Below are 21,397 nucleotides of genomic sequence, written 5' to 3'. Positions count from 1 at the left end.
GCTTCAGTCCCGAAGTTTCCGTCCGGTCAGCGTCAGGAAGACGGTCTCCAAATTTGGCTCCTGCTCTTCCACTGCCTTGATCTCTTTGCCATCCTCGATCAGCTGCTTCAGAATGAGGTTCAGGTTATCCACCGCCGCATCGCTGTAAATGTGCAGAACGTTTTCTTCCTGCTCCGCTTTCCGCACGCCGGCAATGGTCTTTATCTTGTCGCTTTCCGAGCCGAGGGAGGATTTCAGTTCAATGCGGATATTTTTCATGTCCGTGATCGTCGCTTTGAGCTGTTCCTTGGTTCCTTCCGCAATCACCTTACCGTGGTCAACGATCGCGATCTGCGTGCAGATCTCCTCGACCTCCTCCATGTAATGGCTGGTATAAATAATCGTGCAGCCCGATTCGTTCAGCTTCCGCACGGAGGCGAGAATATAGTTGCGGGACTGCGGGTCGATACCGACGGTCGGCTCATCCATGATAATCAGCTTCGGTTTATGCGCAATGGCGCAGGCAATGTTAAGGCGCCGCTTCATGCCGCCGGAGAAATTTTTGGGGAACTGCTTCGCTTTATCGCTCAAGCCTACGAATTCCAAGGCTTCCAGGACGCTGTCCTGAAGTTTTTTCCCCCGGAGTCCATACAAACCGGCAAAAAAGCTCACGTTCTCGTACGCCGTCATATCCTCGTAAATCGCCAGCTCCTGCGGCACGATGCCCAGGTTCATCTTGGCGTGGCGCCGGTTGCGGGCAATATCCTTGCCCAGAATGCGGATTTCGCCGCCGGACGGACGGAGCAGCGAGGATACCATGTTGATGGTGGTGCTTTTCCCCGCGCCGTTCGCGCCCAGGAAGCCGAAAATTTCTCCCTCGCGAATGGTCAGCGAAATATGGTCCACAGCAATGAAATCGCCGAATTTTTTGCTTAACTCGCGGATCTCCAGTACGTTCATTCCCGTTCACACCCTCTCTTCATTCAATCGATACTCAAATTGTAGACAAAAAAAATGAACCTGTGCAGTGCAGAAGTTCATCATTTGAGTATGGGAAATCTCATGGGTTGGCTATGATTTTTTTTCGTAGGGGATAAGAGTCGTTACAGTAAAACCGTCTTCTCCATCGGCAATGACCGTGCCATGCACAGCCGCGGTGCGCTCTTCCATGCCGAGCAGCCCGAGCCCTTTCACGATCTTCCCGCTGCCACGGCCATTGTCGGCGACGACGGCGCGGATGTAACGGTTCAGTACCCGAATCTCCACATGGACTGCCGTGGCGCCTGAATATTTGCCGGCATTGGTGAGTGCTTCGAGCACGTTCTCATGGAGGATTTTCCATTGCAAGGGGGTAATCAGCTCCATGCTTCCTGCATGCACGATGCTCGTCAGCATGCCGGTGCGCCGCCCGAATTCTTCCACTCCGGCTTGCATACGGCTGAAGCCCAGCTGCTCCGTCAAAGGCTTCGTGCTCTTCAGCGTCGAGCGGATGCTTTCAATGCCCTCCTTGGAGATCCCGATGGCATTCTGGAGCAGTTCTCCCGCTTTGGCCGGATCGATGGACAGCAGTGTTTTTGCCGCTTCCATCTGGATCAGCGCCCCAGTCATCGCATGTCCGATCCCGTCGTGAATCTCCTGCGACAAACGGTTCCGCTCTTCGAGCTTGGCCATATATTCGGATGCACGCATGAATTCCTGACGTTCATTCAGTTGCGCCGCCAGCCGCTGCATGTCCTCCCGCTGCTTGTCCAGCCGCTCCTCCTGGCGGTCCGCCCGGCCGCTGAACGAAGACATTAACGCATAGTTGAAGAAAGTCAGCACCGCGATAAAAATATAATGCGACGGCATAACATCCTTTAACACCGGAAGCGGCAGCAGCGCGGGAATCAGCGCCCAAGGCTTATATCCTCCGCCGAGCGATACCAGCTCGTACCAGCTGAGCGGAACAAGCAGCGCAAACTCCGGCTGAACCTTGGCTGCACAGAACAGTAAAAACAGCAAATCCAGTGAGATTGCCGTTTGCCGTAAGCGCAAACCCTTGACGATATAGGCCAGCAGACTGAGCGCAATATGAACCAGAAATAACAGCACCAGAATCTTATTGGCGGTCCCGGCGCCGAAATACGTCTGGCCGATGACATAGGCCAGCAGTATGATTTTATTTCCAACCATCCAAAGTTCCATCCGCACGCCATCCCTTCCTTAACGGAGTTTGCCCGTCAAATAGTAGATGGCAATCTGCGTACGGTGCTCCAGACCGGTTTTTCCAAGAATCGAAGTGATGTAGTTCGCAGTCGTTCCTTCGGAGATAAACAGCTCCCGGGAGATTTCTTTGTTGGAGTAGCCTTTGGCAATCAGCGCCATCACCGAAACCTCACGTTCAGTAAACGGCCCCAGATCGATAGCGGCAGAGGCGGCGGGTTCCGGTGCGGAGCCGCTCTGTGAGGCGAGTGCATGCTTCAATTTGTCGAACGCGACATCCTGCAGCACATTGTGGCCGCTATGCACGCTTTTGATGGCATCGCGGATATGTTCGGGGTCGTTGTTCTTCAGGAGGTACCCTTTGACGCCGGACTGTATGGCATCCAGAATGTATTCCTCATCGTCGAAGGTCGTGAGAATCAGCGGTTTGGCTGCAGTCGAGGCAGCGATGACTTTGGCGGCTTCCACGCCGTTCATGTTCGGCATCCGCACGTCCAGCAAAGCCACGTCTACTTCATTTGCCTTACAGTAGTCGACCGCTTCCTGGCCGTCCCCGGCCGTAGCTACCACTTCGAAGTCTTGAAACGAATGCAAAATGATTTTGAGTCCCTCGCGGATAAACGAATTATCGTCCGCAATCAGCACTTTAATCTTCATGGCCTTGTGCCCCTTTAATCCCTGCCGTCCGGCATTTTTATTCATTATAGCATGCCGGTGCGGCAGAGAGAGGACTCCTGTTCAAGATCGGTTACCGGAATATCCGGAACGGCGAACGATGTTCACGGTCAAGGGAACACCGTTTGCGAAGGGCCGCATGACCGCAAGATTACAGCTTGGTGATCACGCGGTCAATGATGCCGTAGTCCTTGGCTTCTTCTGCGGTCATGAAATAATCGCGGTCCATATCCCGCTCGACCTTCTCTGCCGGCTGCCCCGTCCGCTCGGCGGTGATTTGGACCGTTTTCGCCCGGATCTGGAGAATCCGTTTGGCGCTGATGGCGATATCGCTGGCCTGCCCCTGCGCGCCGCCATGCGGCTGGTGAATCATAATTTCGCTGTTGGGGAGCGCGAAACGTTTGCCGGGCGCCCCGCCGAGCAGCAGCAGCGCGGCGAAAGAGGCCGCCATGCCGGTGCAAATGGTGCTCACCTCCGGCTTGATCAGCGCCATCGTGTCGAGAATCCCGAAACCTGCGCTCGTCGAGCCGCCGGGACTGTTAATGTACATATGAATGTCTTTCTCCGGATCTTCGGCAGCCAGATACAGGAGCTGGGCAACGATGCTGTTCGCGAGCGGATCATCGATAGCTGCGCCGACAAAGACGATCCGGTCTTTCAGCAGCCGGGAGTAAATATCGTAGGACCGCTCCCCGCGGTCGGTTTGATCAATGACATAGGGAATGACGTTCATGTTCATAGCAGTGGATGACCTCCTCATGGAAATGTTGAATTCACCCTGTAGACGGTTCAGCAACCGGAAAGGATACGGAATTTACCCGCTTTTTCTAAAGCTCGAACCTGCGTATCTTTTACGCTTCTTTATCCGTTAATATAATGATAAGAACGACTGTGATTGAGCTTCGGCAGCAGTGCCGAGATGTGACGGAAAAGATAAACGAGCATTTGAACAAACCCACTAGAGCCAAGGAGGGGGACGATGACGAATATGCATTTTAACGGGGATACACACGTCAGCACGAAAGCGGATCAAATGCAGACTGCCCGCCAAAGGGACGCGCTGCACAAATATTGCCTGTATCTGACCCGCTCCCGTTCGGACGCGGAGGATCTGGAGCAGGAAGTTCTGGCAAAAACACTGGCATCCGCCCAGCCGGATGCAGCACCATATTCCGATGCGCTGCTCCTGCGTATGGCGCGGAACGCTTGGATCGACGGGCTGCGGCGCCGCTCCGCGGAGCGCCGCGCCTATGCAAGGCTCGCGCCGCCGAGCCTTGCGGCGGACAATGACCGGCCGGCGGAGCTGGAGCCGGTCTTCCACAGCTTGCTGCGGCATCTTTCGCCGCCGCAGCGCGCGGTGTTTATCCTTCGCGATGTGCTGGACTACAGCGCGAAGGAGACGGCGCGCCTGCTCGCGATCAGCGAAGGCGCGGTCAAAGCCGCGCTGCACCGCGCGCGGCAGGCCCTTGCCGCCGTGCGCGAGGAGCTCGCGCACGATGGCGGCCCGGCGGCTCCGGCCGGGCCGGATCAGCGCCGGCTGCTGCGCGCGCTGGCGCAGGCTTACGCGGCCGGCCAGGTGCCGGTCATGCTGGAGCTGCTGCGGCAGGAGCCTGCCGCAGCGCTCGCCATGACCACGGCGGGCCAGCCCGCGTTGCTCCAGCGGCCGCGCCGCCGGGCGCTGGCCGATGCCGCCGGCAAAAGCCCGTCATGCGCTTTCGGCCGCGGCGGGCATACCGCCTTCGATATGGCGGCGTAAAACATGCCGCCATATCGAAGCCCGGCAAAATCTCGGGTGTAAGCCGGGATGATTTCCCGCTAATCACGGCATAAAATCACCGGAAAGCACCGGTTCGTTTTGAAATTGGGCCAAGTCGCGCGCATTGACAACCAGTGCACAAGTCCAGCTACACTTTATAAGGTAACGAATACAATTAAGGAGATGATTGGATGCGCGAGATACTTATCCTTGGCGGAACACGGTTTTTCGGAAAACGGCTGGTCGAGCGGCTGCTTGAGGACCAAGAGACACAGGTGACAATCCTGACCCGGGGCCAGGCGGCGGATGAATTCGGCGACCGGGTAAAGCGCCTGCAAGCCGACCGCGCGGATTCGGCGGCGCTGGCCGAAGCCGTACAAGGCAAGCAGTGGGATGTCGTCTACGATAATATTTGTTATTCCCCGGATGAAGCGCGGGCTGCGGCAGACCTCTTCGCCGGAAAGGCCGGACGGTACATCCTCACCTCCAGTTTGTCCGTATACGACCCGCAGCCGGAGCCCTTGGCCGAAGCTGATTTTGATCCGTACACGTATCCGCTTTCCTTCGGTGCCCGTGAGTCCGTTAGCTATCAGGAGGGAAAAAGGCTGGCCGAAGCTATTCTGCTGACCCAGACGGCGTTCCCTGCCGCAGCCGTGCGGTTTCCAATCGTGCTCGGAACCGATGATTACACGCGCAGGCTGCATTTCCATATCGAGCATGTGCAGCAGGGCCAACCCCTCGGCGTACCGAATCCGGATGCGCTCATTTGCTTTATCCGCTCCGACGAAGCAGCCGAATTTCTGTACCGGCTCGGATATTCGACATTGACCGGGCCGGTGAATGCCTGTTCGGACGGCACGATCTCCATCGGAGAAATCATCACCTTGATTGAAGCGGGCACTGGTCAAACGGCAAATATTCAAACCAGTGCAGCGGATAAGGATATGTCGCCGTTCGGCATCGGGGAGTCCTGGTTTATGGACACCAAAAAGGCCCGCGAAGCGGGCCTTCCGTTCCTTGCCTTATCCGACTGGTTGCCGGAGCTGATTGCCCGGCTTGCCGTCTCAATCCGCCGCGCCGACTAATTCCCGCACCGGCTCTGTCTCTTTAACCTCCGCCGGTTCCAGCGTTTGAAGGTCTACAGGGTCCGCTTCAAGCTTCTGTGTAGCTTCAGCCTTCCGGCGGAGCTTGGCGATCAGATCATGTTTGACTTCCGGGCCGGCGGCTGTGTCAGCCGCCGGCTTTGTTTCCGTGTACAGCTGCAGCTCAGGGAGCTTTTCCCGCTTTGGCTCCGAAGCCGGGAGAGCAACCGCTGCGCCCTCAGCTTCCGGCGTTCCCGCCGAGTCCGGATTTTCGCCCTCTTCAATCTTGAACGCACTGATCTCGCCGAACAGCCGCTGCGAAATATCATAGATTTCTACCGCCTGACGGGCGATATCATGGATGGCCTTATCCTGCTGCGTGCTGGAGGCGTTCACTTCCTGAACGCCGGCCGCCGTCTGTTCCGCGACCGCAGCCACGGAATGTACAGATTCGGCTAGTCGGGTGTTGATCCGGCGGGTATTCTCCACCTTTTCGTGAATTTGCCCGATTTGCAGGCTGATGCCGGTAATCGAACCGTCAATCGCCTGGAACGAAGCTAGCGTTTCTTCGACCTGGTGGTCCTGCGCCTCCAGGTTTTGTTTGGTTTCCAGCATATGATTCTGGAATTCTGTCATGCTCTCCTGTAACTCGGCAATGATTGTGCTGATATGTATGGAAGATTCATTGGTTTGCTCCGAGAGATGCCGCACTTCGTCGGCGATTACGCCAAATCCTCTGCCCGCAGCGCCGGCCCGGGCCGCCTCGATGGCCGCATTCAGCGACAAAATATTCGTCTGCTTGGAAATCTCCGTAATCGAGCCGCTGATCCGGGAAATATCACCCGTTTTATGCACCAGCTTCTCCAGCGCCTGATACACTTTTCCGATGGAGCCGCGCGAATGCTCCGATACGTCACGCAGCGCCGTCACCATCTCCGCGCCTTTGCGCGCATTGAGATTTGCACTTTCGCTGGTAGCCAGCATGTCATCGGTGCGGCAAATGATTTCGTCCACCTGCTGCTCCAGCTCCTGCAGCAGCTGCGTGCTGTGCTCCGATTGGACTGCCTGCTGGTCCGCCCCGAGCGAGATCTCCTGAATGGTTTTGACGATATCCTGGTTGGTATGCGCCGTAACGGTGGAAGACTGCTTGAACGAATGGGAATAATCCGCCAGCGATGATGCCACGGCAAGCGTCTGCCGGAGCATGTCCCGCACGCGGGAAGCCATATGGTCGAAGTGGGCGCTGAGCCGGCCCAATTCATCATTGTACGGCGAGTTGATCTGGTGGCTGAGATCACCGTCGGCCATGCGCCGCAGCGCGGCCTGCAATTTCGAAACCGGGCTTAAGAACGAACGGATCAGCAGACTCGCCAGGATCAATGTAAATAAAAAGACGCCCCCGGCTGCATAGCCGACGATCGAAACAGTCTGATCCAGCAGGCTGAAGGAATGGGTTTCGGCAATCTCCGCATTATCCGCCGCCGAATGATACAGAAAGGCGTTCGTCTCCAGCAGATTTGCATTTACCGCCAGCGCCTGCGTATGGATATCGTCGATTTTCTCCAGCACCGTCAGCGGGTCGAGCGATTCGTCCTGCATCGTCGTTTCCAGCTGGTCTACCAGATCATTATATTGTCCCAGCTCGGTATGCAGCGTTTGCAGTTTCTCGCCTGCCGGCGTTCCTTCGGCAAACTCCACTTTCGACAGCTGCGCTTCCAGTTCCGTCTGCTTGCCCCGGATCGTATCGGCAATTTCCAGATCGCTTGATTCCGCGAGCGAAGTCTCCAGCCGGTTAAGCTCCTGCAGCATCTGGGTAATGATGGAGACGGTGATTTGTTTCTCCATTTCGCTTTTTTGCGTGACCATCGAGCCTTCGACTTTATTGATTTTATGTCCCTGATACACGGCTACACCCAGAAACGTCAATGTCACGGCGGCGAATACAAGTATAAGCTTCCATTTCATCGAGAGATGCACCGGTCTTAGCTTCAGCGAACGAGTGTTCAAAGAGATCATCCTTCCATATCATTCCTCTACATTAGTATCAGTGTAGAGGTTGGATATTAAATGCTCTCGAACATTTTGTTTTCGGAGCGTAAAGAATTTACCCGCGAAAATGTTAACATCCACCGGACATTTTCAGTGGTCATTGTCTAATTCATGCGACATATCCATATAACAGGGGTTCGCATAACAAGGATTGCGCAGGGACTTAACATTTCGTTAACGCCCTTCGAATATTGGCTTGGTATGCTGTTGGCAAACGATATGATCTGGGAGGGTTAACCATGCGTATTGCTTTATTTACCGATACCTATCTTCCGCAAACCAATGGGGTGGCCCGTACGCTCCACCGGCTTACCGGGCATTTGCGCCGCCGGGGCATCGAGCATCTATTGTTTACGCCGAAATCCACCCCGGAACAGTTCCATGCCGATCCCGTGCGGCCGATCACCAGCATTCCGTTTTTCCTGTATCCCGAATGCCGGCTGGCGCTGCCGCTGATGACGATCCGGAATGAGCTGAATGCATTCCAGCCCGATCTTCTTCATCTGGCCACACCGTTCAATGTCGGCCTCAGCGGGCTGCGGTACGCCCACAAACACAATCTTCCGCATATCGCTTCCTACCATACCCATTTTGACCGTTACCTTGAATATTACCGGATGAAGGCGATCGTCCCGCTATACTGGAAATATATGAAATGGTTCCACCGCTCCTGCGACGCGATTCTGGCTCCTTCCCAGGAGACGGTGGACTGCTTGCGTGCGCAAGGCTTCTCAAGGCTCGGCATCTGGTCGCGCGGCGTGGACTGCGGGCTGTATACGCCGGACAAACGGACGGATGAGGTCCGGGACCGCTACGGCATTACGGCGCCGGTGCTGCTGCTCTATGTCGGCCGGATCGCTCCGGAAAAAGACCTCGTCACCCTGATGGAGGCGATGCGCCTTCTGCCCGACTCCGTCAGCGGAGCCGTGCAGCTGCTGGTGGTGGGCGACGGCCCGCAGCTGCCCGAGCTGCGCACGCTTGCGCCGGAGAACGTCATCTTCACCGGCTACAAGCACGGCGAAGAGCTGGCGGAGCTGTATGCCTCCGCCGATGCCTTCGTGTTTCCGTCGGCCACGGAAACGTTTGGCAATGTCGTGCTGGAAGCAATGGCTTCCGGCCTGCCCGTCATTGCCGCAAATGCCGGCGGCTCCAAGGATCTCGTGGTCTCCGGCGTGACCGGCCGTTTGTTCGAGCCCCATCAGCCGGGCCAGCTGGCCGATACGCTGGCCCGGCTTGTGCCGCAAGCAGACAGTCTTGCGGCGATGGGGCAGGAAGGGCGCCGCGCGGCGCTGACGCGCTCCTGGGAGCTCATCTTCGATAAGCTGATCGAAGATTACGCCAAGGCCATCGAGCAGCGGCGCGCACTGGCTGCCGCCGGCATCTACACTACCGCGTAAACACCGCGCAGCGCACAGCCGCAGAAACCGACAGGGCCTTTCTCCTCTACGGGAGAAAGGCCCTGTCTCTGTGCGGTTATATCCAGGTCTCCTGCAGGCTGTGCTCGCTGGCGAATTCCATGGAGATTTCTTTGAATTTGTCCTTGCATTCCATGAAAATCTTCACGATTTCCGGATCGAAATGTTTGCCGGCATCCTGAATAATGATGTTCACGGCCTGCTCATGGCTCATCGCTTCCTTGTACACCCTGCGGCTGGTTAAGGCGTCGTACACATCCGCCACCGCCATCAGCCTGGCCGACAGCGGGATGCTGTTCCCGGCCAGCCCCTGGGGATAGCCGGTCCCGTTCCATTTTTCATGATGGGAATACACGATCTCCCGGGCGAAACGAAGAAACGTCTCCGGCTTGTCCATCAGCTGCTCCGCCCGCAGCACCGCCTCACGCCCGAGCGTGGTGTGAGTCTTCATGACCTCGAACTCCTCTGGCGTAAGCGGTCCCGGCTTGAGCAGGATATGATCGGGAATGCCGACCTTACCGATGTCATGCAGCGGGGCGGAGAGCACGATCAGGTTAATATTTTCCGCATTAAGCACACCCGGATAATAACCTGCCTTGCCAAGCTGGACGGCGAGTTCCTCCACGTACAACTTGGTCCGCTGAATATGATTGCCCGTTTCCGGATCGCGCATTTCGGCAAGCGCCGCCATCGCCATGACGGACACTTCCTGAATCTGCGAGATTTCCCGGATCCGGCGGGAGATTTCGGCTTCAAGCGACTGGTTTTTGTCGGCCAGCAGATCCTTCGAGCGTTTCAGCATCACATGGGTCCGCACGCGGGACAGCAGCACAGGCGCGCTGATCGGCTTGATGATATAGTCCACCGCACCGGCTTCGAACGCCTTGTTCTCCTCTTCCACCTCTTCCCGGGCCGTCAGGAAAATAACCGGGATATCCACCAGCGCTTCATCCGCCTTCAGGCGGCGGCAGGTCTCGTATCCGTCCATGCCCGGCATCATAATGTCGAGCAGAATGAGATCGGGCGGCGCTGCGGAGGCGAGCTGCAATGCCTTTTCCCCGCTCGTTGCCACTTTTACTTTGTATTGTTCTTTTAATAGTCCGCTAAGCAGCGTGATATTGTCGGGCGTATCATCAACGACGAGAATGACGGGCCTGGACTTCATCATATTACATCGACCCCTGTTTCATAATGGATGCCGATACAGCTTCTTTAAGCATACGGGCTGCATCGTCGAAATCAAATAAATCCAGCGCCTGTTCGATCCGGCGCAGCGTTTGTGCCTGAATCGTCCAAGCGAGGCGTCCGCGGATGGTGCGGTAATAATCCACCGCCTCGCTGTCGCTCTCTTCCAGCAGCTGCAGCAGCGGCTCCGCCAGCACCGAAGCCGGCTCGGGCGTCAGCTCGGCGGCATAGGCGGCGGACGCGGGCAGCGGTCCGCGGTCGATCAGCTTGCGGCGGATTTCCGCCGCGCTTGCCAGCACCGCCGATTTCAGGCGGCGCAAAGGCAACGCCAGTTCGCCGCCCGGCGCGTCTGCGGCAAGCAGGCCGCTGATCATGCCGGCCAGGGTGTGCACTTCCTTGACGCCGATGTTGCCGGCGACGCCCTTCAGATTATGCGCCAGACGTTCCGCTGCCCCGTAATCGCCTTGTTCGATCTTTTCCTGCAGCCGCTGCACCGTCTCCTGCTGGTTCTCCGCATATTTGATCAACAGTGAGGCATAGAGCTCCGCGTTATTGCCCACACGCCTAAGCGCTTCAGCCGTTTCGATGCCATCCAGCCCGCTGAACATAGGGCCCGTATAGGCCGTCACCCGGTCCAGCTCCATTTCGGCGTTCATTCCTGCCCAGCGGCGGATCGCTCCAAACAGAATATCGGGATCGATCGGCTTGGAGAGATGATCGTTCATTCCGGCAGCGAAGCAGCGCTCCCGCTCCTCCGGCAGCGTCCGCGCCGTCATTGCGAGGATCGGTAGATCCGGCGCAAATTCGCGGATGCTGCGGGTAGCCTCGAAGCCGTCCATCTCTGGCATCTGCACATCCATCAGCACCAGCTGATACGGGTCATCCGGCGGCATGGACCGCACCATGCGCAGCGCTTCCGCTCCGGTGGCCGCCATGGCCACGATCATCCCCTGGCTGCTGAGCAGCTCCCAGGCAATCTGCCGGTTGATCTCGTTGTCTTCCGCAAGGAGAACGCGGATGCCTGCAAGCCCGTAATCTTTGACGGCGACCTCTCCGACCGTATCCGCAAGGGCTTTCGGCTGCACCCCGTCTTCCAGTGCCAGGCCAAACCATGTGGCAAAGGAAAACGTGCTGCCGACGCCCGCCTCGCTCTCCACCCACATGCTTCCGCCCATCGTCTCCGCCAGTCTGCGGCTGATCGCAAGACCCAGTCCCGTGCCGCCGAACTTGCGGGTGGTTGAGCTGTCCGCCTGCGTGAACGCCTGGAACAGTTTGGCCTCCGTCTCCTTGCTCATGCCGATGCCGGTATCCTTTACGCTGAATTTCAGCTTCACCTTACGGTCAACCCGCCCGATCAGCTCGACTGAAACAGTGACTTTTCCCTGCTCCGTGAACTTGACCGCATTGCCGATCAGATTCGTCAAGATTTGACCGAGCCGCAGCGGATCTCCGATCAGCTCCAACGGAACCTCCGGCATTACGGCATGTTCCAGCTTCAGTCCCTTCTCCAGCGCCGACTGGCTGAGCAGGTCCATGGAACCGCCGATAATCTCCGGAAGCCTGAATTTCGCTCTGTCCAGCTCCAGCTTGCCGGCTTCCACCTTGGAGAAATCGAGCACATTGTTGATGAGGCCGAGCAGCGAGGTGCCGGCATTATGAATTTTGGAGACATAGTCAAGTTGCTGCGGGCTAAGCTCGGTCTTGAGCGCCAGATATGCCATTCCAATGATCGCATTCATGGGGGTACGGATCTCATGGCTCATGTTGGCCAGAAATTCCGATTTGGCCGCAGTCGCCTTTTCCGCCAGCAACACCGCTTGCTCCAGTTCCTTCTCCTTGTATTTGAGGTCGCTGATGACGGTCATGATGCCGAGATACCCGCCAATGGACCCGTCGGACAAGCGGTATGCCGAAAGCGAAAACAGAATATCATGGTCATCTCCGGAGGCGAACGTCCGCTGAATCTGCCGCATGGCCGTGGAACCCGTCTGTTTCACCTCGTCGCACATGTCCCCAATGATCTGATAGCTATCCGCAGACAAATGAGGCAGCATCCTCAGCTTCATCCCGGTTAGGGCCAGCCTGGATACGCCAAAAGCCTGCTCGTAGGCGGCGTTGCAGCCGAGGAATATCCCTTGGTCATCCATGTAATACAGCGGATGCGGCAGCGTATCGACCAATTGGGAGGTGAAGTACAGCTGATCGGACAGTTCCTTTTTGATCTGTTTGTACTCGGAGACATTTTCCTTGATGCCGACATAGTGGGTAATTTCGCCCGTTTCGCTTTTGATGGAGGAGATGATGACGGCTTCGGTGTATTCCTCCCCGCTTTTTTTACGGTTGATGAATTCGCCCTGCCACTGCCCTCCTTGCCTTAGGGTCTCCCACAGGTTGTCGTAAACGGCGCGGTCGTTTTTATCCGTCTTAAGGATCGAGGGCTTGCGCCCGACCACTTCATCCAAGGAATATCCCGTTATTTCCGAGAAAAAGGGGTTTATGTATTCGATCCGGCTATCCTTGTCCGTAATCAGGATGGATAGCGGCGATTGTTCGATGACATCCAGGTAGAGGCGCAGCTTCTCGCTGTACTCTTTTTCCGTCTCCAACAGCTTCCGGGTCACGTCGTTCTGGCGTACATACAACCGGACCATGTAATAAGCCATAATAATGATCGTAAAATAAAGGACGACGTATACCGATATCCCCCGGACGAGCACCACAAGCAGCGGAAACGCCAGAAACATCAGCCCGCTCTTGAGCGCCTTCGCCGCCGGCTCCTTCACGTTCCATGCTCTGGTGCTGACCGGGTTGGGCAGCAGCGAGAGCAGCACTCCTCCTGCCGCTGCGCTTAGAATCGACTGCTTGTACAGTACATCCAGTACTAGGTACGGTGTATTGCCGTTTAAGGTTTGAAGCATGTCCGCCGAAGCCGCCAGCACGACGCCGAACACAAGCAGCATAAATCCCGGCGTGCGCATCCCGCGGTCGGAATATACCCAAATCAGAACCAATGTCGAAAGCGTAAGCATCGACAGCAGCAAATAGAGGAACAGCACGATGCTTAGCCGGGTATCCCCGCCGAAACGAAGCGATCCTTCCTGGAAAAATATAAACCAAATGCTGCCGACGATACATTCCGCAATCGTGATCTGATCCCACAATGCCTGAAACTTGTTGATCCCTTTCTTCAGCACGAGGTACACTCTGAACGCCGCCGCCAGAATCACGATCCGCGACAAAACATAAAGCGGCGCCAGCGCCAGCACCAAGGAAGACGTCTCCGCCGATGCGAAATGCAGCCCGAATTCCCCCGTCACCAGCAGCGCCATATCCAGAAACGCCCAGAGCACAAATCCGTATTGCGCCTGTTTGAACGGTCCCCGGAATATACCGGGCAGCATCTCCTCCGCCGAAGGCACCAAACGGAATAAAAACGGAGTCAAAATGGTAACAATGCCGAACAGTACTGTGCTTCCCGTCGTTGCCGCAGCGGCAAAGGCCAGCCAATATCCGAGCAGCGCCGCCCATATCCATTTTGCCTGATCTCTCTTCATCACAGCACCCCTACCCGTTCTCTCACGGCCCTCCAAGCCGTTCAGACATGATTCTATATGTAAACGCGCTTTTTCTTATATTCTATTTTTCGACTTTTTTCTGCAAAATGATTAGATTATTTCCTGCTTTCTCGACATTTTTAGGCAGCAATAAGACGGCAGTCCGTTGCGGCTGCCGTCTTGAATGTCTTCGATGAAATTAAGCCTTGCGGATCCCCGCGAAGGCCGCCCCTACCAAATCCCGGACGTAAGCGTCGTCCAGGATCTCGCCCGTCAGCAGCAGACGGTAAAAGATCGGACCGTAGATCAGATCAATGATCAGGCCCACGTCGAGATCGCCCGACAGCTCGCCGGCAGCAACCCCCCGGCGGATGAGTTCACCCGCTTCCTGACGCCGCGGCTGAAAATACAGTGTCCGGTAAGCCTCCGCCAAGGCGGGGTCAAATTGCCCTCCCCCGATTAGCTCCGTAATCACTTTGCCTTCCCGGCTGAGCAAAAACCGGACCAGGTTGCCGGCATGGGCCACGATATTCTCATAGGTCGACCCCGTGTCGGGGAGCGGCAGCCACCGGGAAGCGGCGGACATAAAACCGTCCATGACAACGGCGGCTTTATTCGGCCACCACTTATAGATGGTCGCTTTGCTGACCTGGGCGCGTTCGGCGATCTTCTCCACCGTTACTGCGTCAAAACCGCATTCCAGCAGCAGTTCGTACGAAGCGATGAGGATGGCTTGCTGCGTCTCGACATTGCGCGGACGTCCACGCTTGCCGTTCATAGATATCCCTCCTGCAAACATTAATGTTACCCGCATAAAATAAATACGATACGTTTATTATACAAATATTTTTAAAAACAACCAATCACCTATTTACAAAACGCTGCGTTCAGTATATTATGGGTTTGTAATTAATAAACGATACGTTCAGTATTTATTAAGAGGAGGTTTTCTCTATGCAAGCTCAACAAGCTGTACCCCAAAAATCTTCTATCTCGGCAGGCATGACCTTTCTGCTGGCTGCGGCATGCGGCCTGATCGTCGCCAATCTGTATTATGCCCAGACGCTGCTCGGACCGATCGGCGAGAGCATCGGCTTGTCTGCCTCGGCAACCGGCTTTATCGCCACACTGACGCAGCTCGGTTACGTGGCTGGCCTGCTGTTTATCGTTCCGCTCAGCGATATGGTTCCGAACCGGCGCTTGTCGGTCAGCGCGCTGATCGTTGCCGCCGCCGCGCTTGCCGTCGCCGCCTTTGCGGAGAATGCGCTCATCTTCCTGATTGCTTCGCTGTTCATCGGCCTTGGCTCGGTCACCGCGCAGATCCTCGTTCCGTTCGCCACGTATATGGCTTCCGAAGAACAGCGGGGCCGGGTGGTCGGCAATGTAATGAGCGGCCTGCTGCTCGGCATTATGTTTGCCCGGCCGGTAGCCAGCTTTGTAGCCAGCCTGTGGGGTTGGCAGGCGATCTTCGGCATTTCAGCGGTCGTAATTACACTGCTGATGCTGGTGCTGTCCCGGCTGCTGCCGGAGCGCAAACCGGTGCCGACCCTGAACTACGGCCAGCTTATCGTTTCTCTCGGCACCTTGTTCAAGAATACGCCGATTCTGCGCCGCCGAGCGCTGTATCAGGCCTGCCTGTTCGGCGTCTTCAGCATCTTCTGGACCGTGGCTCCGCTGCGGCTGGCCCATGATTTCGACATGTCCCAGCAAGGCATTGCCTTGTTCGCCCTGGTCGGCGTCGGCGGAGCGGTGGCTGCACCGATTGCCGGCAGACTGGCCGACCGCGGCTGGACCCGCGGATTGACTGCGCTGGCCATGTGCCTCGCCTCCCTCTCGTTTATCGTAACCGGCCTGTTTGACAACAACTCCACCGGCGCCCTTGCGCTGCTTGTGATCTCGGCCGTCACGCTGGATATGGCGGTGTCAGGCAATCTCGTGCTTGGCCAGCGGGCCATCTATTCGGTAGCCGGCGAGGCGCGGGGCCGGATGAACGGACTCTTCATGTCAATTTTCTTCATCGGAGGCGCAATCGGCTCCTCGCTGGGCGGCTGGTCGTACGAAAGCGGCGGCTGGATCCTGACCGCTGCAATCGGAGCCACGCTGCCGTTGGCGGCGCTGATCTACTTCCTGACCGAAAAGAAAGACGCATAACCTGGAATCCTCCCGAAACTTATAGGTTCTCTCATGTTCGAAACGTCTATGTATAAAAAAGCCGCGCCTGCGCTCCGTTGCCAGCCTGATCTCATCCGCATACAGCGGGCAGGTCAAGCGTCAACGGGCGGCAAGCGCGGCGTTTTTGCATAACAAGACTATTCTTTACGCAACCCCTCCAGCGGGGCGCCTTTGGCAAAAAAGCGTTCGATTCCTTTCTCTACCGCAGGATCGGGCACGAGCGGCGGCGCCTGATGCGGTTTGACGCGGGCGTCAATAATTACATTGTCGCAGGACCAATGCTTATGCTCTATCGCGCTGTTGACCCCGTGAATGTCATGCGAAGGATTGCTGCGGGTGAACGTCGCCCACAAGAAATTGCTGAGCGATTCGGCCATAAACCCGCTGTCGTCGCACAGAATGATCATCGGGCTGGACGGCAGCGGACCTTCGGCGGCGATCGCTGCCGCCATCCGGCCGATCTCCTCGGCGGCAGTGGCGTAATCGCTGAACCCCGGCCCTTGCAGTGCAACGATGCCCGGAAGCACCAGCCGGGCGGCACCGAATTCGCCCAGCCGGCTCAGCACCGGCGGCACCTCGTTGCATAAGCTCCGTTTCGGCTCGCCCACGGCGGCAAAAACGACTTTACTGCCCGTATTGATGCCGGTGCCCGAATAATCGAGCGTGTCGATGGTTGTATTGGTCTGGAAGTGGATATCGCGCCGCAGGTCGATCCGCTCCAGAATATATCCCAGGAAGTCCGGAATGTCGTGCGTGCTGATCTTGCGGCCCTCTTCCGCGGTGATGAACAGATACTTCGCCAAACTAAGCTGCCCGGTACCGAGCACGCGGTTGGCGATGGTCAATATCTCCGCCGGCTGCTTGACCTGCTGGTACGGCGTATACCGTTCGCTGCCGATGGCGAACAGCAGCGGATGCACCCCGGCAGCGTCCACGGCATGGACCTCTTTGACTCCGGGAACCTCCTGGCGGATGGCACCGCCGGTCAGCTCGTGAATCAGTTCTCCGAACGATGTATCCTCCTGCGGCGGACGTCCGACCACCGTGAACGGATAGATCGCGCCTTGCTTGGCGTAGACTTTATGCACGCGCATGACCGGGAACGGGTGGATCAGGCTGTAGTAGCCGAGATGGTCGCCGAACGGACCCTCCGGCTTCGTCTCGCCGGGATAAATCTCCCCGGTAATGACAAAATCGGCATCGACGCTGACGCAATAGCCGTCCACATACGAATACCGGAAATGGCGTCCGGCCAGCAGGCCGGCAAAGGTCATTTCGGTCAGCCCCTCCGGCAGCGGCATGACGGCGGACAACGTATGCGCCGGCGGCCCGCCGATGAAGACGCTGACCTTCAGCGGCTCGCCGCGCCGGTTGGCATGCGCCTGGTGGATGCCGATGCCGCGGTGGATCTGGTAATGGACGCCGACTTCCTTATCCTGCACGTAATCGTTGCCGCTGAGCTGAATCCGGTACATGCCCAGGTTCGAGTTCATGATGCCCGGCTTATCCGGGTCTTCGCTGTACACTTGCGGCAGCGTAACGAAGGCGCCGCCGTCGCCTTGCCAATGCTTAATCTGCGGCAGATCGGAGATGGCAATCTCCTCGAAGCCACGCGGCAGGCCGCCCGGCTGCTTGAGCGGCAGCGCCCGCCGCGCGGCAAGCCCGGTGCCGACGTAGCGGAAGGGCTGCTTAAGCGCCTTCATCGGATTGCTGCGCAGCGCAATGACCTGCTGCGCCGAATCCCAGGTGTCGCGAAAAATAAATTTGCTTCGCTCGATTGTCCCGAACAGGTTGGACACGGCGCTGTATTTCGAGCCTTTAACTTTCTCGAACAACAAGGCCGGCCCGCCGGCTTCATATGCTTTCAAATGGATGGCCGCCATCTCCAGATTCGGGTCCACTTCCTCGCGGATGCGGATCAGATGGCCGTGCTTTTCCAGATCTTTGACGCATTCTTCCATACTGCGGTAGCTCATCGGTTTGCTCCATTCTCTCAAAAATCCTCCCACGCATGGGGTTTTGCCTTCGATATCAGGTCGAACACGCTCTTTAAGCATCGTATCCCATAAATGGAATCGGAGCAAGACTCCGCTCCATCAGGCAGCTTACTCCTCGCCCCCGCCCCGGTAAGCCTCCAACCGTTCGTTCACCTGCTTCGCTTCACGCCGTCCGTCCACATGCATCATGGCATAGGTGCCGCCTTTCACGATAAGGATCGCAAATAGCAGCCCCAGCGCCAGTCCGCCGCTCATCGTGCCGGGAGCGAAGCGCCATAGCCAGAACACGCCGATGATATTGGCCAGCGTGCTGCAGACAAAGAAACTGACGATTTGCGCCCGGCGGCCCAGCTCATGCGTCTCGATAAAAGCATTTTTCACTAAAGCATAGATCGCTCCCGCAAACACGATTTGCCAAAGCGACGAAGCGCGGACCATCTCCACGGAGCCCAGCGGCAGCGCCAGCAGGACAACGACCAGCACGCAGCTGCTCGAGAGCAAGAAATCTTTGACCAGAAACCCGACATATTGGCCGACTTTCATGATAAAGCCCTCCTCATATTCCTAATTTGTGTTTCAGGACGGGGACGTATTGCCGGGAGATCAGTACCTTTTCCCCATTGTGCAGCAGTGCCTCCAGTCTTCCGTAGAGGATCGGGTGGACCGAGCGGATCTTGGCGATGTTCAGGATGACCGATTTCGAAGCGCGAAAAAAATCCCGGCTCCCGTAATCCGCCTCCAGTTCATACAGCCGCAGCCGCGATTCGTACACCCTCTCCTTGCAGTAGATAAACACCTTGTTGTCCACCGCCTCAAAATAAAAAACATCTCGCGGGTCAATGATATAGATCTGCGAACCCGTGAGTCCGATCAGCTTCCGTGACGTCGATTTGAGGGAATAAATCAATTGCAGCAGATTCTCGTCCGGTTCGTTGCACCTGAGAATAATCTCCGGCTCGCTGCCTTCGGGTATGCTTTCAATCGTTATTTTCATGGCCGTTCCTCCCCCGTGCGGGTACGGGATGGGATCCCGTCTGCCGCTTACAGTTACAGTATATTTCCGGCGTTTTACCGGTTCAATAGACGGCGGGCAACCTGCTTCAGGGACGCCGTAAGCTGCGCAAATCGCGAATTCAGGGTTGATTTTTCATCCGGATATCCATATTATGTAGAAAATACAGCAAATTCTTTGACTGGGAGAGTACCCCTTTGACACAAGTTCAAGCGAGCCGGGAGCGTGGGAGCCGGTACGGCGTCAATCGGCGAAGCGCACCCATGAGAATGGCTTCTGAACCATTTCGTAGGAAGCCACGGCCAAGACCGTTATTCTTGTCGAGGGGTCAAACTAAAGTTTGGCAACAAGAGTGGTACCGCGAAGCACAAGCCTTCGTCTCTTTGATTAGAGACGGGGGCTTTTTATTTTGAAGGAGGCGTTACTATTGATCAGCCAGGCCATCATTAAAGGCATCGAGCAGTCGGTCAAAAGCTTGTTCAAAGAAATGGGGCTGGACGATGCCGGGGAATTGAATGTTTATGTCGAACAACCCGCTCATTTGGAGCATGGCGATTATTCGACGAATATTGCAATGCAGCTCGCAAAAGTGTTGCGGAAATCGCCTATGTCGATCGCCGAGTCGATCAAAAACCGCCTGGAGCAAGACGGAGGCATCGGTCACCTGATCCAAACTGTCGAAGTTGCTCCGCCGGGCTTTATCAACCTGCATTTGAACTGGGAGGAATGGGCTAAGCGGGAGTTTGCGCTTCCGGCGGGCACCGGGGAAAAGGTGGTCATGGAGCATACCTCCATTAACCCGAATAAAGCAGCCCACATTGGACATTTGCGGAACTCATGCATCGGGGATACGCTGGCGCGGCTTTTGAAACGTACCGGGCATCAGGTGGAAATCCACAATTACATCGATGATTTGGGCAATCAGCTCGCCGATACGGTCGTCGGCCTCCTGCATGTTCCGCAAAAGAAAGAGTTTGCGCGGTTCGGCGACTTCTGCTGGGATATTTATTCGCAGGTCAACAAGGCGTATGAAGAGAATCCCCGGCTCGCAGAGCAAAGAACGACCGTCCTTCACTCGCTGGAGGAAGGCAACGAGAACCTGTCTTGGGTCGGCCTGCTCGTCGCGGAGCGGATCGTGCGTGAACATCTGGAGGAGATGTCGGCTTTCGACATCGGCTATGACCTGCTGGTGTGGGAAAGCAATATCGTCCGGGAGGGATTTTGGGAGGCAGCCTTTGCGCTGCTGCAGGAAACGCCGCAATTTTATCAAGAGACTACAGGCAAACTGGCGGGCTGCTGGGTATTGAAACCATCCGCCGTCAGCGCCGAAGACGACGATTCCGAACATCAGCAGGATAAGGTTCTGGTCCGCTCCAATGGAATACTAACCTATACGGCAAAAGATATCGCCTACCATCTCTGGAAATTCGGCCTGCTGAACCGGGACTTCCGGTATAAACGCTTCACCGGCGGTTTATGGTCGACGCATCACGCGGGAACCTCCATCAATTACGGCAAAGCGGACAGGGTCATCAATGTCATCGACCATCGTCAGCAATACCCTCAAGCCATGGTCAAACAAGCTCTGGAAGTGCTCGGCTATCCCGAAGAAGCGTCCAAACTGCGGCATGTGGGCTACGGCGTGGTCTCGCTAAGTCCGGCGGCCGCCAAAGAGCTGGGGATCGATACGTCTTCCGGCAAAGCCTCTTATGCCATGTCCGGACGGCAAGGCGTCGGTATCAAAATTTCCGAATTGCTCGATTTGATGGAGAGTGTGATCGAAGTCAAGCGGTCGGATAAAAACGGATTATCCGGCAGAAAAATCGCGGCAGCGGCGATCCGCTACTATCTCCTCCGGTTTAGTCTGCTAACCGAGGTTGTCTTCGATATCCAGCAGGCCACGGAAGTCACCGGCAACACGGGCGTCTACTTAATGTACTCGCATGCGCGTGCAGTAAGCATTATTGGCAAGGCCGGAGCCGGAGCCGACATCAAACCGTGGACTAACGATGCCAACGGCCCGCTTGAAAAAGCAGAGCATGCGCTGTTGAGACATTTGGCGCACTGGCAGGACGCTTTACATGAAGCCGGTACGGAGTTGTCGCCGAGCCTCCTCTGCAATTACGCTTACGAGCTGGCCACGTTGTTCAACAATTTTTATACGGCTTGCCCGATCCTGAAGGCCGGCGATGAGGTCAAGGCGTACCGGCTCTGGCTAACCCTGAAATTCAAAGAAACAATCGCCGACGCGCTGGCGGTGCTTGGCCTTCCGGCGCCGGATCGGATGTAAAATCGGAAGTAAACACGAAAAAACCGGGC

At 56.7% G+C, this 21,397-nt stretch carries 16 protein-coding genes and 1 other annotated feature; of the genes, 5 read left to right on the top strand and 11 right to left on the bottom strand.

Going from position 1 to position 21,397, the window contains the following annotated elements; translation table 11 throughout:
• Positions 1-3: 3 nt before the first annotated feature.
• The 4 genes from BMW84_RS01130 to BMW84_RS01115 form a co-directional block, all read right to left on the bottom strand.
• Positions 4-939, bottom strand: a complete 936-nt coding sequence (locus BMW84_RS01130) for an ABC transporter ATP-binding protein (protein WP_091063543.1) — start codon at positions 937-939, stop codon at positions 4-6.
• A 111-nt stretch (positions 940-1,050) separates the two neighbouring features.
• Complete coding sequence (locus BMW84_RS01125) at positions 1,051-2,163, bottom strand: sensor histidine kinase (protein ID WP_139209574.1); 1,113 nt, start codon at positions 2,161-2,163, stop codon at positions 1,051-1,053.
• Positions 2,164-2,181: 18 nt separating this feature from the next.
• On the bottom strand, positions 2,182-2,838 hold the full coding sequence (locus BMW84_RS01120) for a response regulator transcription factor (protein WP_091067884.1): 657 nt from the start codon (positions 2,836-2,838) through the stop codon (positions 2,182-2,184).
• 169 nt (positions 2,839-3,007) lie between these two features.
• Positions 3,008-3,595, bottom strand: a complete 588-nt coding sequence (locus tag BMW84_RS01115; protein ID WP_302848072.1) for an ATP-dependent Clp protease proteolytic subunit — start codon at positions 3,593-3,595, stop codon at positions 3,008-3,010.
• 240 nt (positions 3,596-3,835) lie between these two features.
• Here BMW84_RS01115 and BMW84_RS01110 point away from each other — a divergent pair, with 240 nt between their 5' ends.
• Entirely contained in the window at positions 3,836-4,612 is a 777-nt protein-coding gene (locus BMW84_RS01110) for an RNA polymerase sigma factor (RefSeq protein WP_091063536.1), read from the top strand.
• Positions 4,613-4,803: 191 nt separating this feature from the next.
• Complete coding sequence (locus BMW84_RS01105) at positions 4,804-5,697, top strand: NAD-dependent epimerase/dehydratase family protein (RefSeq protein ID WP_091063534.1); 894 nt, start codon at positions 4,804-4,806, stop codon at positions 5,695-5,697.
• On the opposite strand, the gene BMW84_RS01100 is transcribed toward BMW84_RS01105, so the two are convergent.
• Positions 5,677-7,701 carry a methyl-accepting chemotaxis protein gene (locus tag BMW84_RS01100; protein ID WP_175498630.1) on the bottom strand — a complete coding sequence of 675 codons (2,025 nt, stop codon included), beginning with the start codon at positions 7,699-7,701 and terminating at the stop codon, positions 5,677-5,679. The two genes, BMW84_RS01105 and BMW84_RS01100, sit on opposite strands and share 21 nt — an antisense overlap.
• A 281-nt stretch (positions 7,702-7,982) precedes the next feature.
• On the opposite strand from BMW84_RS01100, the gene BMW84_RS01095 reads away from it, so the two are divergent.
• Positions 7,983-9,140, top strand: coding sequence for a glycosyltransferase family 4 protein (locus tag BMW84_RS01095; protein WP_091063529.1), 1,158 nt, complete (start codon positions 7,983-7,985; stop codon positions 9,138-9,140).
• A 76-nt stretch (positions 9,141-9,216) separates the two neighbouring features.
• Here BMW84_RS01095 and BMW84_RS01090 read toward each other — a convergent pair whose 3' ends face one another.
• The 3 genes from BMW84_RS01090 to BMW84_RS01080 all read right to left on the bottom strand — a co-directional run bounded on the left by BMW84_RS01090 (position 9,217) and on the right by BMW84_RS01080 (position 14,675).
• On the bottom strand, positions 9,217-10,326 hold the full coding sequence (locus tag BMW84_RS01090; protein WP_217646108.1) for a response regulator: 1,110 nt from the start codon (positions 10,324-10,326) through the stop codon (positions 9,217-9,219).
• A 1-nt stretch (position 10,327) separates the two neighbouring features.
• Positions 10,328-13,897, bottom strand: a complete 3,570-nt coding sequence (locus BMW84_RS01085) for an ATP-binding protein (protein WP_091063527.1) — start codon at positions 13,895-13,897, stop codon at positions 10,328-10,330.
• Positions 13,898-14,096: 199 nt separating this feature from the next.
• Positions 14,097-14,675: a TetR/AcrR family transcriptional regulator gene (locus BMW84_RS01080; RefSeq protein ID WP_091063525.1), complete on the bottom strand. Its 579-nt coding sequence runs from the start codon at positions 14,673-14,675 to the stop codon at positions 14,097-14,099.
• Positions 14,676-14,851: 176 nt separating this feature from the next.
• Here BMW84_RS01080 and BMW84_RS01075 point away from each other — a divergent pair, with 176 nt between their 5' ends.
• Positions 14,852-16,048, top strand: a complete 1,197-nt coding sequence (locus BMW84_RS01075; RefSeq protein WP_091063522.1) for an MFS transporter — start codon at positions 14,852-14,854, stop codon at positions 16,046-16,048.
• 158 nt (positions 16,049-16,206) lie between these two features.
• Here BMW84_RS01075 and BMW84_RS01070 read toward each other — a convergent pair whose 3' ends face one another.
• From BMW84_RS01070 to BMW84_RS01060, 3 genes are all read right to left on the bottom strand, one after another.
• A complete protein-coding gene (locus BMW84_RS01070) occupies positions 16,207-18,045 on the bottom strand; it encodes a UbiD family decarboxylase (RefSeq protein ID WP_091063520.1) in 1,839 nt (612 codons plus the stop codon).
• 129 nt (positions 18,046-18,174) lie between these two features.
• Positions 18,175-18,609, bottom strand: coding sequence for a hypothetical protein (locus BMW84_RS01065; RefSeq protein WP_091063518.1), 435 nt, complete (start codon positions 18,607-18,609; stop codon positions 18,175-18,177).
• Between the two features lie 13 nt (positions 18,610-18,622).
• Positions 18,623-19,060 (bottom strand): LytTR family DNA-binding domain-containing protein, encoded by a 438-nt coding sequence (locus tag BMW84_RS01060; protein WP_091063515.1) that lies wholly within the window; start codon positions 19,058-19,060, stop codon positions 18,623-18,625.
• Positions 19,061-19,246: 186 nt separating this feature from the next.
• Positions 19,247-19,464: a binding site (T-box leader), on the top strand.
• Positions 19,465-19,505: 41 nt separating this feature from the next.
• Between BMW84_RS01060 and BMW84_RS01055 the strand changes: the two genes are divergently transcribed.
• Positions 19,506-21,368 (top strand): arginine--tRNA ligase, encoded by a 1,863-nt coding sequence (locus BMW84_RS01055; protein ID WP_091063513.1) that lies wholly within the window; start codon positions 19,506-19,508, stop codon positions 21,366-21,368.
• Positions 21,369-21,397: the final 29 nt, after the last annotated feature.

It is taken from the genome of Paenibacillus sp. NFR01, assembly GCF_900111565.1.
Lineage (GTDB): Bacteria > Bacillota > Bacilli > Paenibacillales > Paenibacillaceae > Paenibacillus_AQ.
Note: the sequence above shows the minus strand (reverse complement) of the source record. Positions and strands in the feature narration are given on the sequence as shown.

Bases quoted from the DNA above. Each gene is read 5' to 3' on its own strand.
- BMW84_RS01130 (WP_091063543.1), bottom strand. From the start codon at position 939: ATGAACGTACTGGAGATCCGCGAGTTAAGCAAAAAATTCGGCGATTTC.
- BMW84_RS01125 (WP_139209574.1), bottom strand. From the start codon at position 2,163: ATGGAACTTTGGATGGTTGGAAATAAAATCATACTGCTGGCCTATGTC.
- BMW84_RS01120 (WP_091067884.1), bottom strand. From the start codon at position 2,838: ATGAAGATTAAAGTGCTGATTGCGGACGATAATTCGTTTATCCGCGAG.
- BMW84_RS01115 (WP_302848072.1), bottom strand. From the start codon at position 3,595: ATGAACATGAACGTCATTCCCTATGTCATTGATCAAACCGACCGCGGG.
- BMW84_RS01110 (WP_091063536.1), top strand. From the start codon at position 3,836: ATGACGAATATGCATTTTAACGGGGATACACACGTCAGCACGAAAGCG.
- BMW84_RS01105 (WP_091063534.1), top strand. From the start codon at position 4,804: ATGCGCGAGATACTTATCCTTGGCGGAACACGGTTTTTCGGAAAACGG.
- BMW84_RS01095 (WP_091063529.1), top strand. From the start codon at position 7,983: ATGCGTATTGCTTTATTTACCGATACCTATCTTCCGCAAACCAATGGG.
- BMW84_RS01090 (WP_217646108.1), bottom strand. From the start codon at position 10,326: ATGATGAAGTCCAGGCCCGTCATTCTCGTCGTTGATGATACGCCCGAC.
- BMW84_RS01085 (WP_091063527.1), bottom strand. From the start codon at position 13,897: ATGAAGAGAGATCAGGCAAAATGGATATGGGCGGCGCTGCTCGGATAT.
- BMW84_RS01080 (WP_091063525.1), bottom strand. From the start codon at position 14,675: ATGAACGGCAAGCGTGGACGTCCGCGCAATGTCGAGACGCAGCAAGCC.
- BMW84_RS01075 (WP_091063522.1), top strand. From the start codon at position 14,852: ATGCAAGCTCAACAAGCTGTACCCCAAAAATCTTCTATCTCGGCAGGC.
- BMW84_RS01070 (WP_091063520.1), bottom strand. From the start codon at position 18,045: ATGAGCTACCGCAGTATGGAAGAATGCGTCAAAGATCTGGAAAAGCAC.
- BMW84_RS01065 (WP_091063518.1), bottom strand. From the start codon at position 18,609: ATGAAAGTCGGCCAATATGTCGGGTTTCTGGTCAAAGATTTCTTGCTC.
- BMW84_RS01060 (WP_091063515.1), bottom strand. From the start codon at position 19,060: ATGAAAATAACGATTGAAAGCATACCCGAAGGCAGCGAGCCGGAGATT.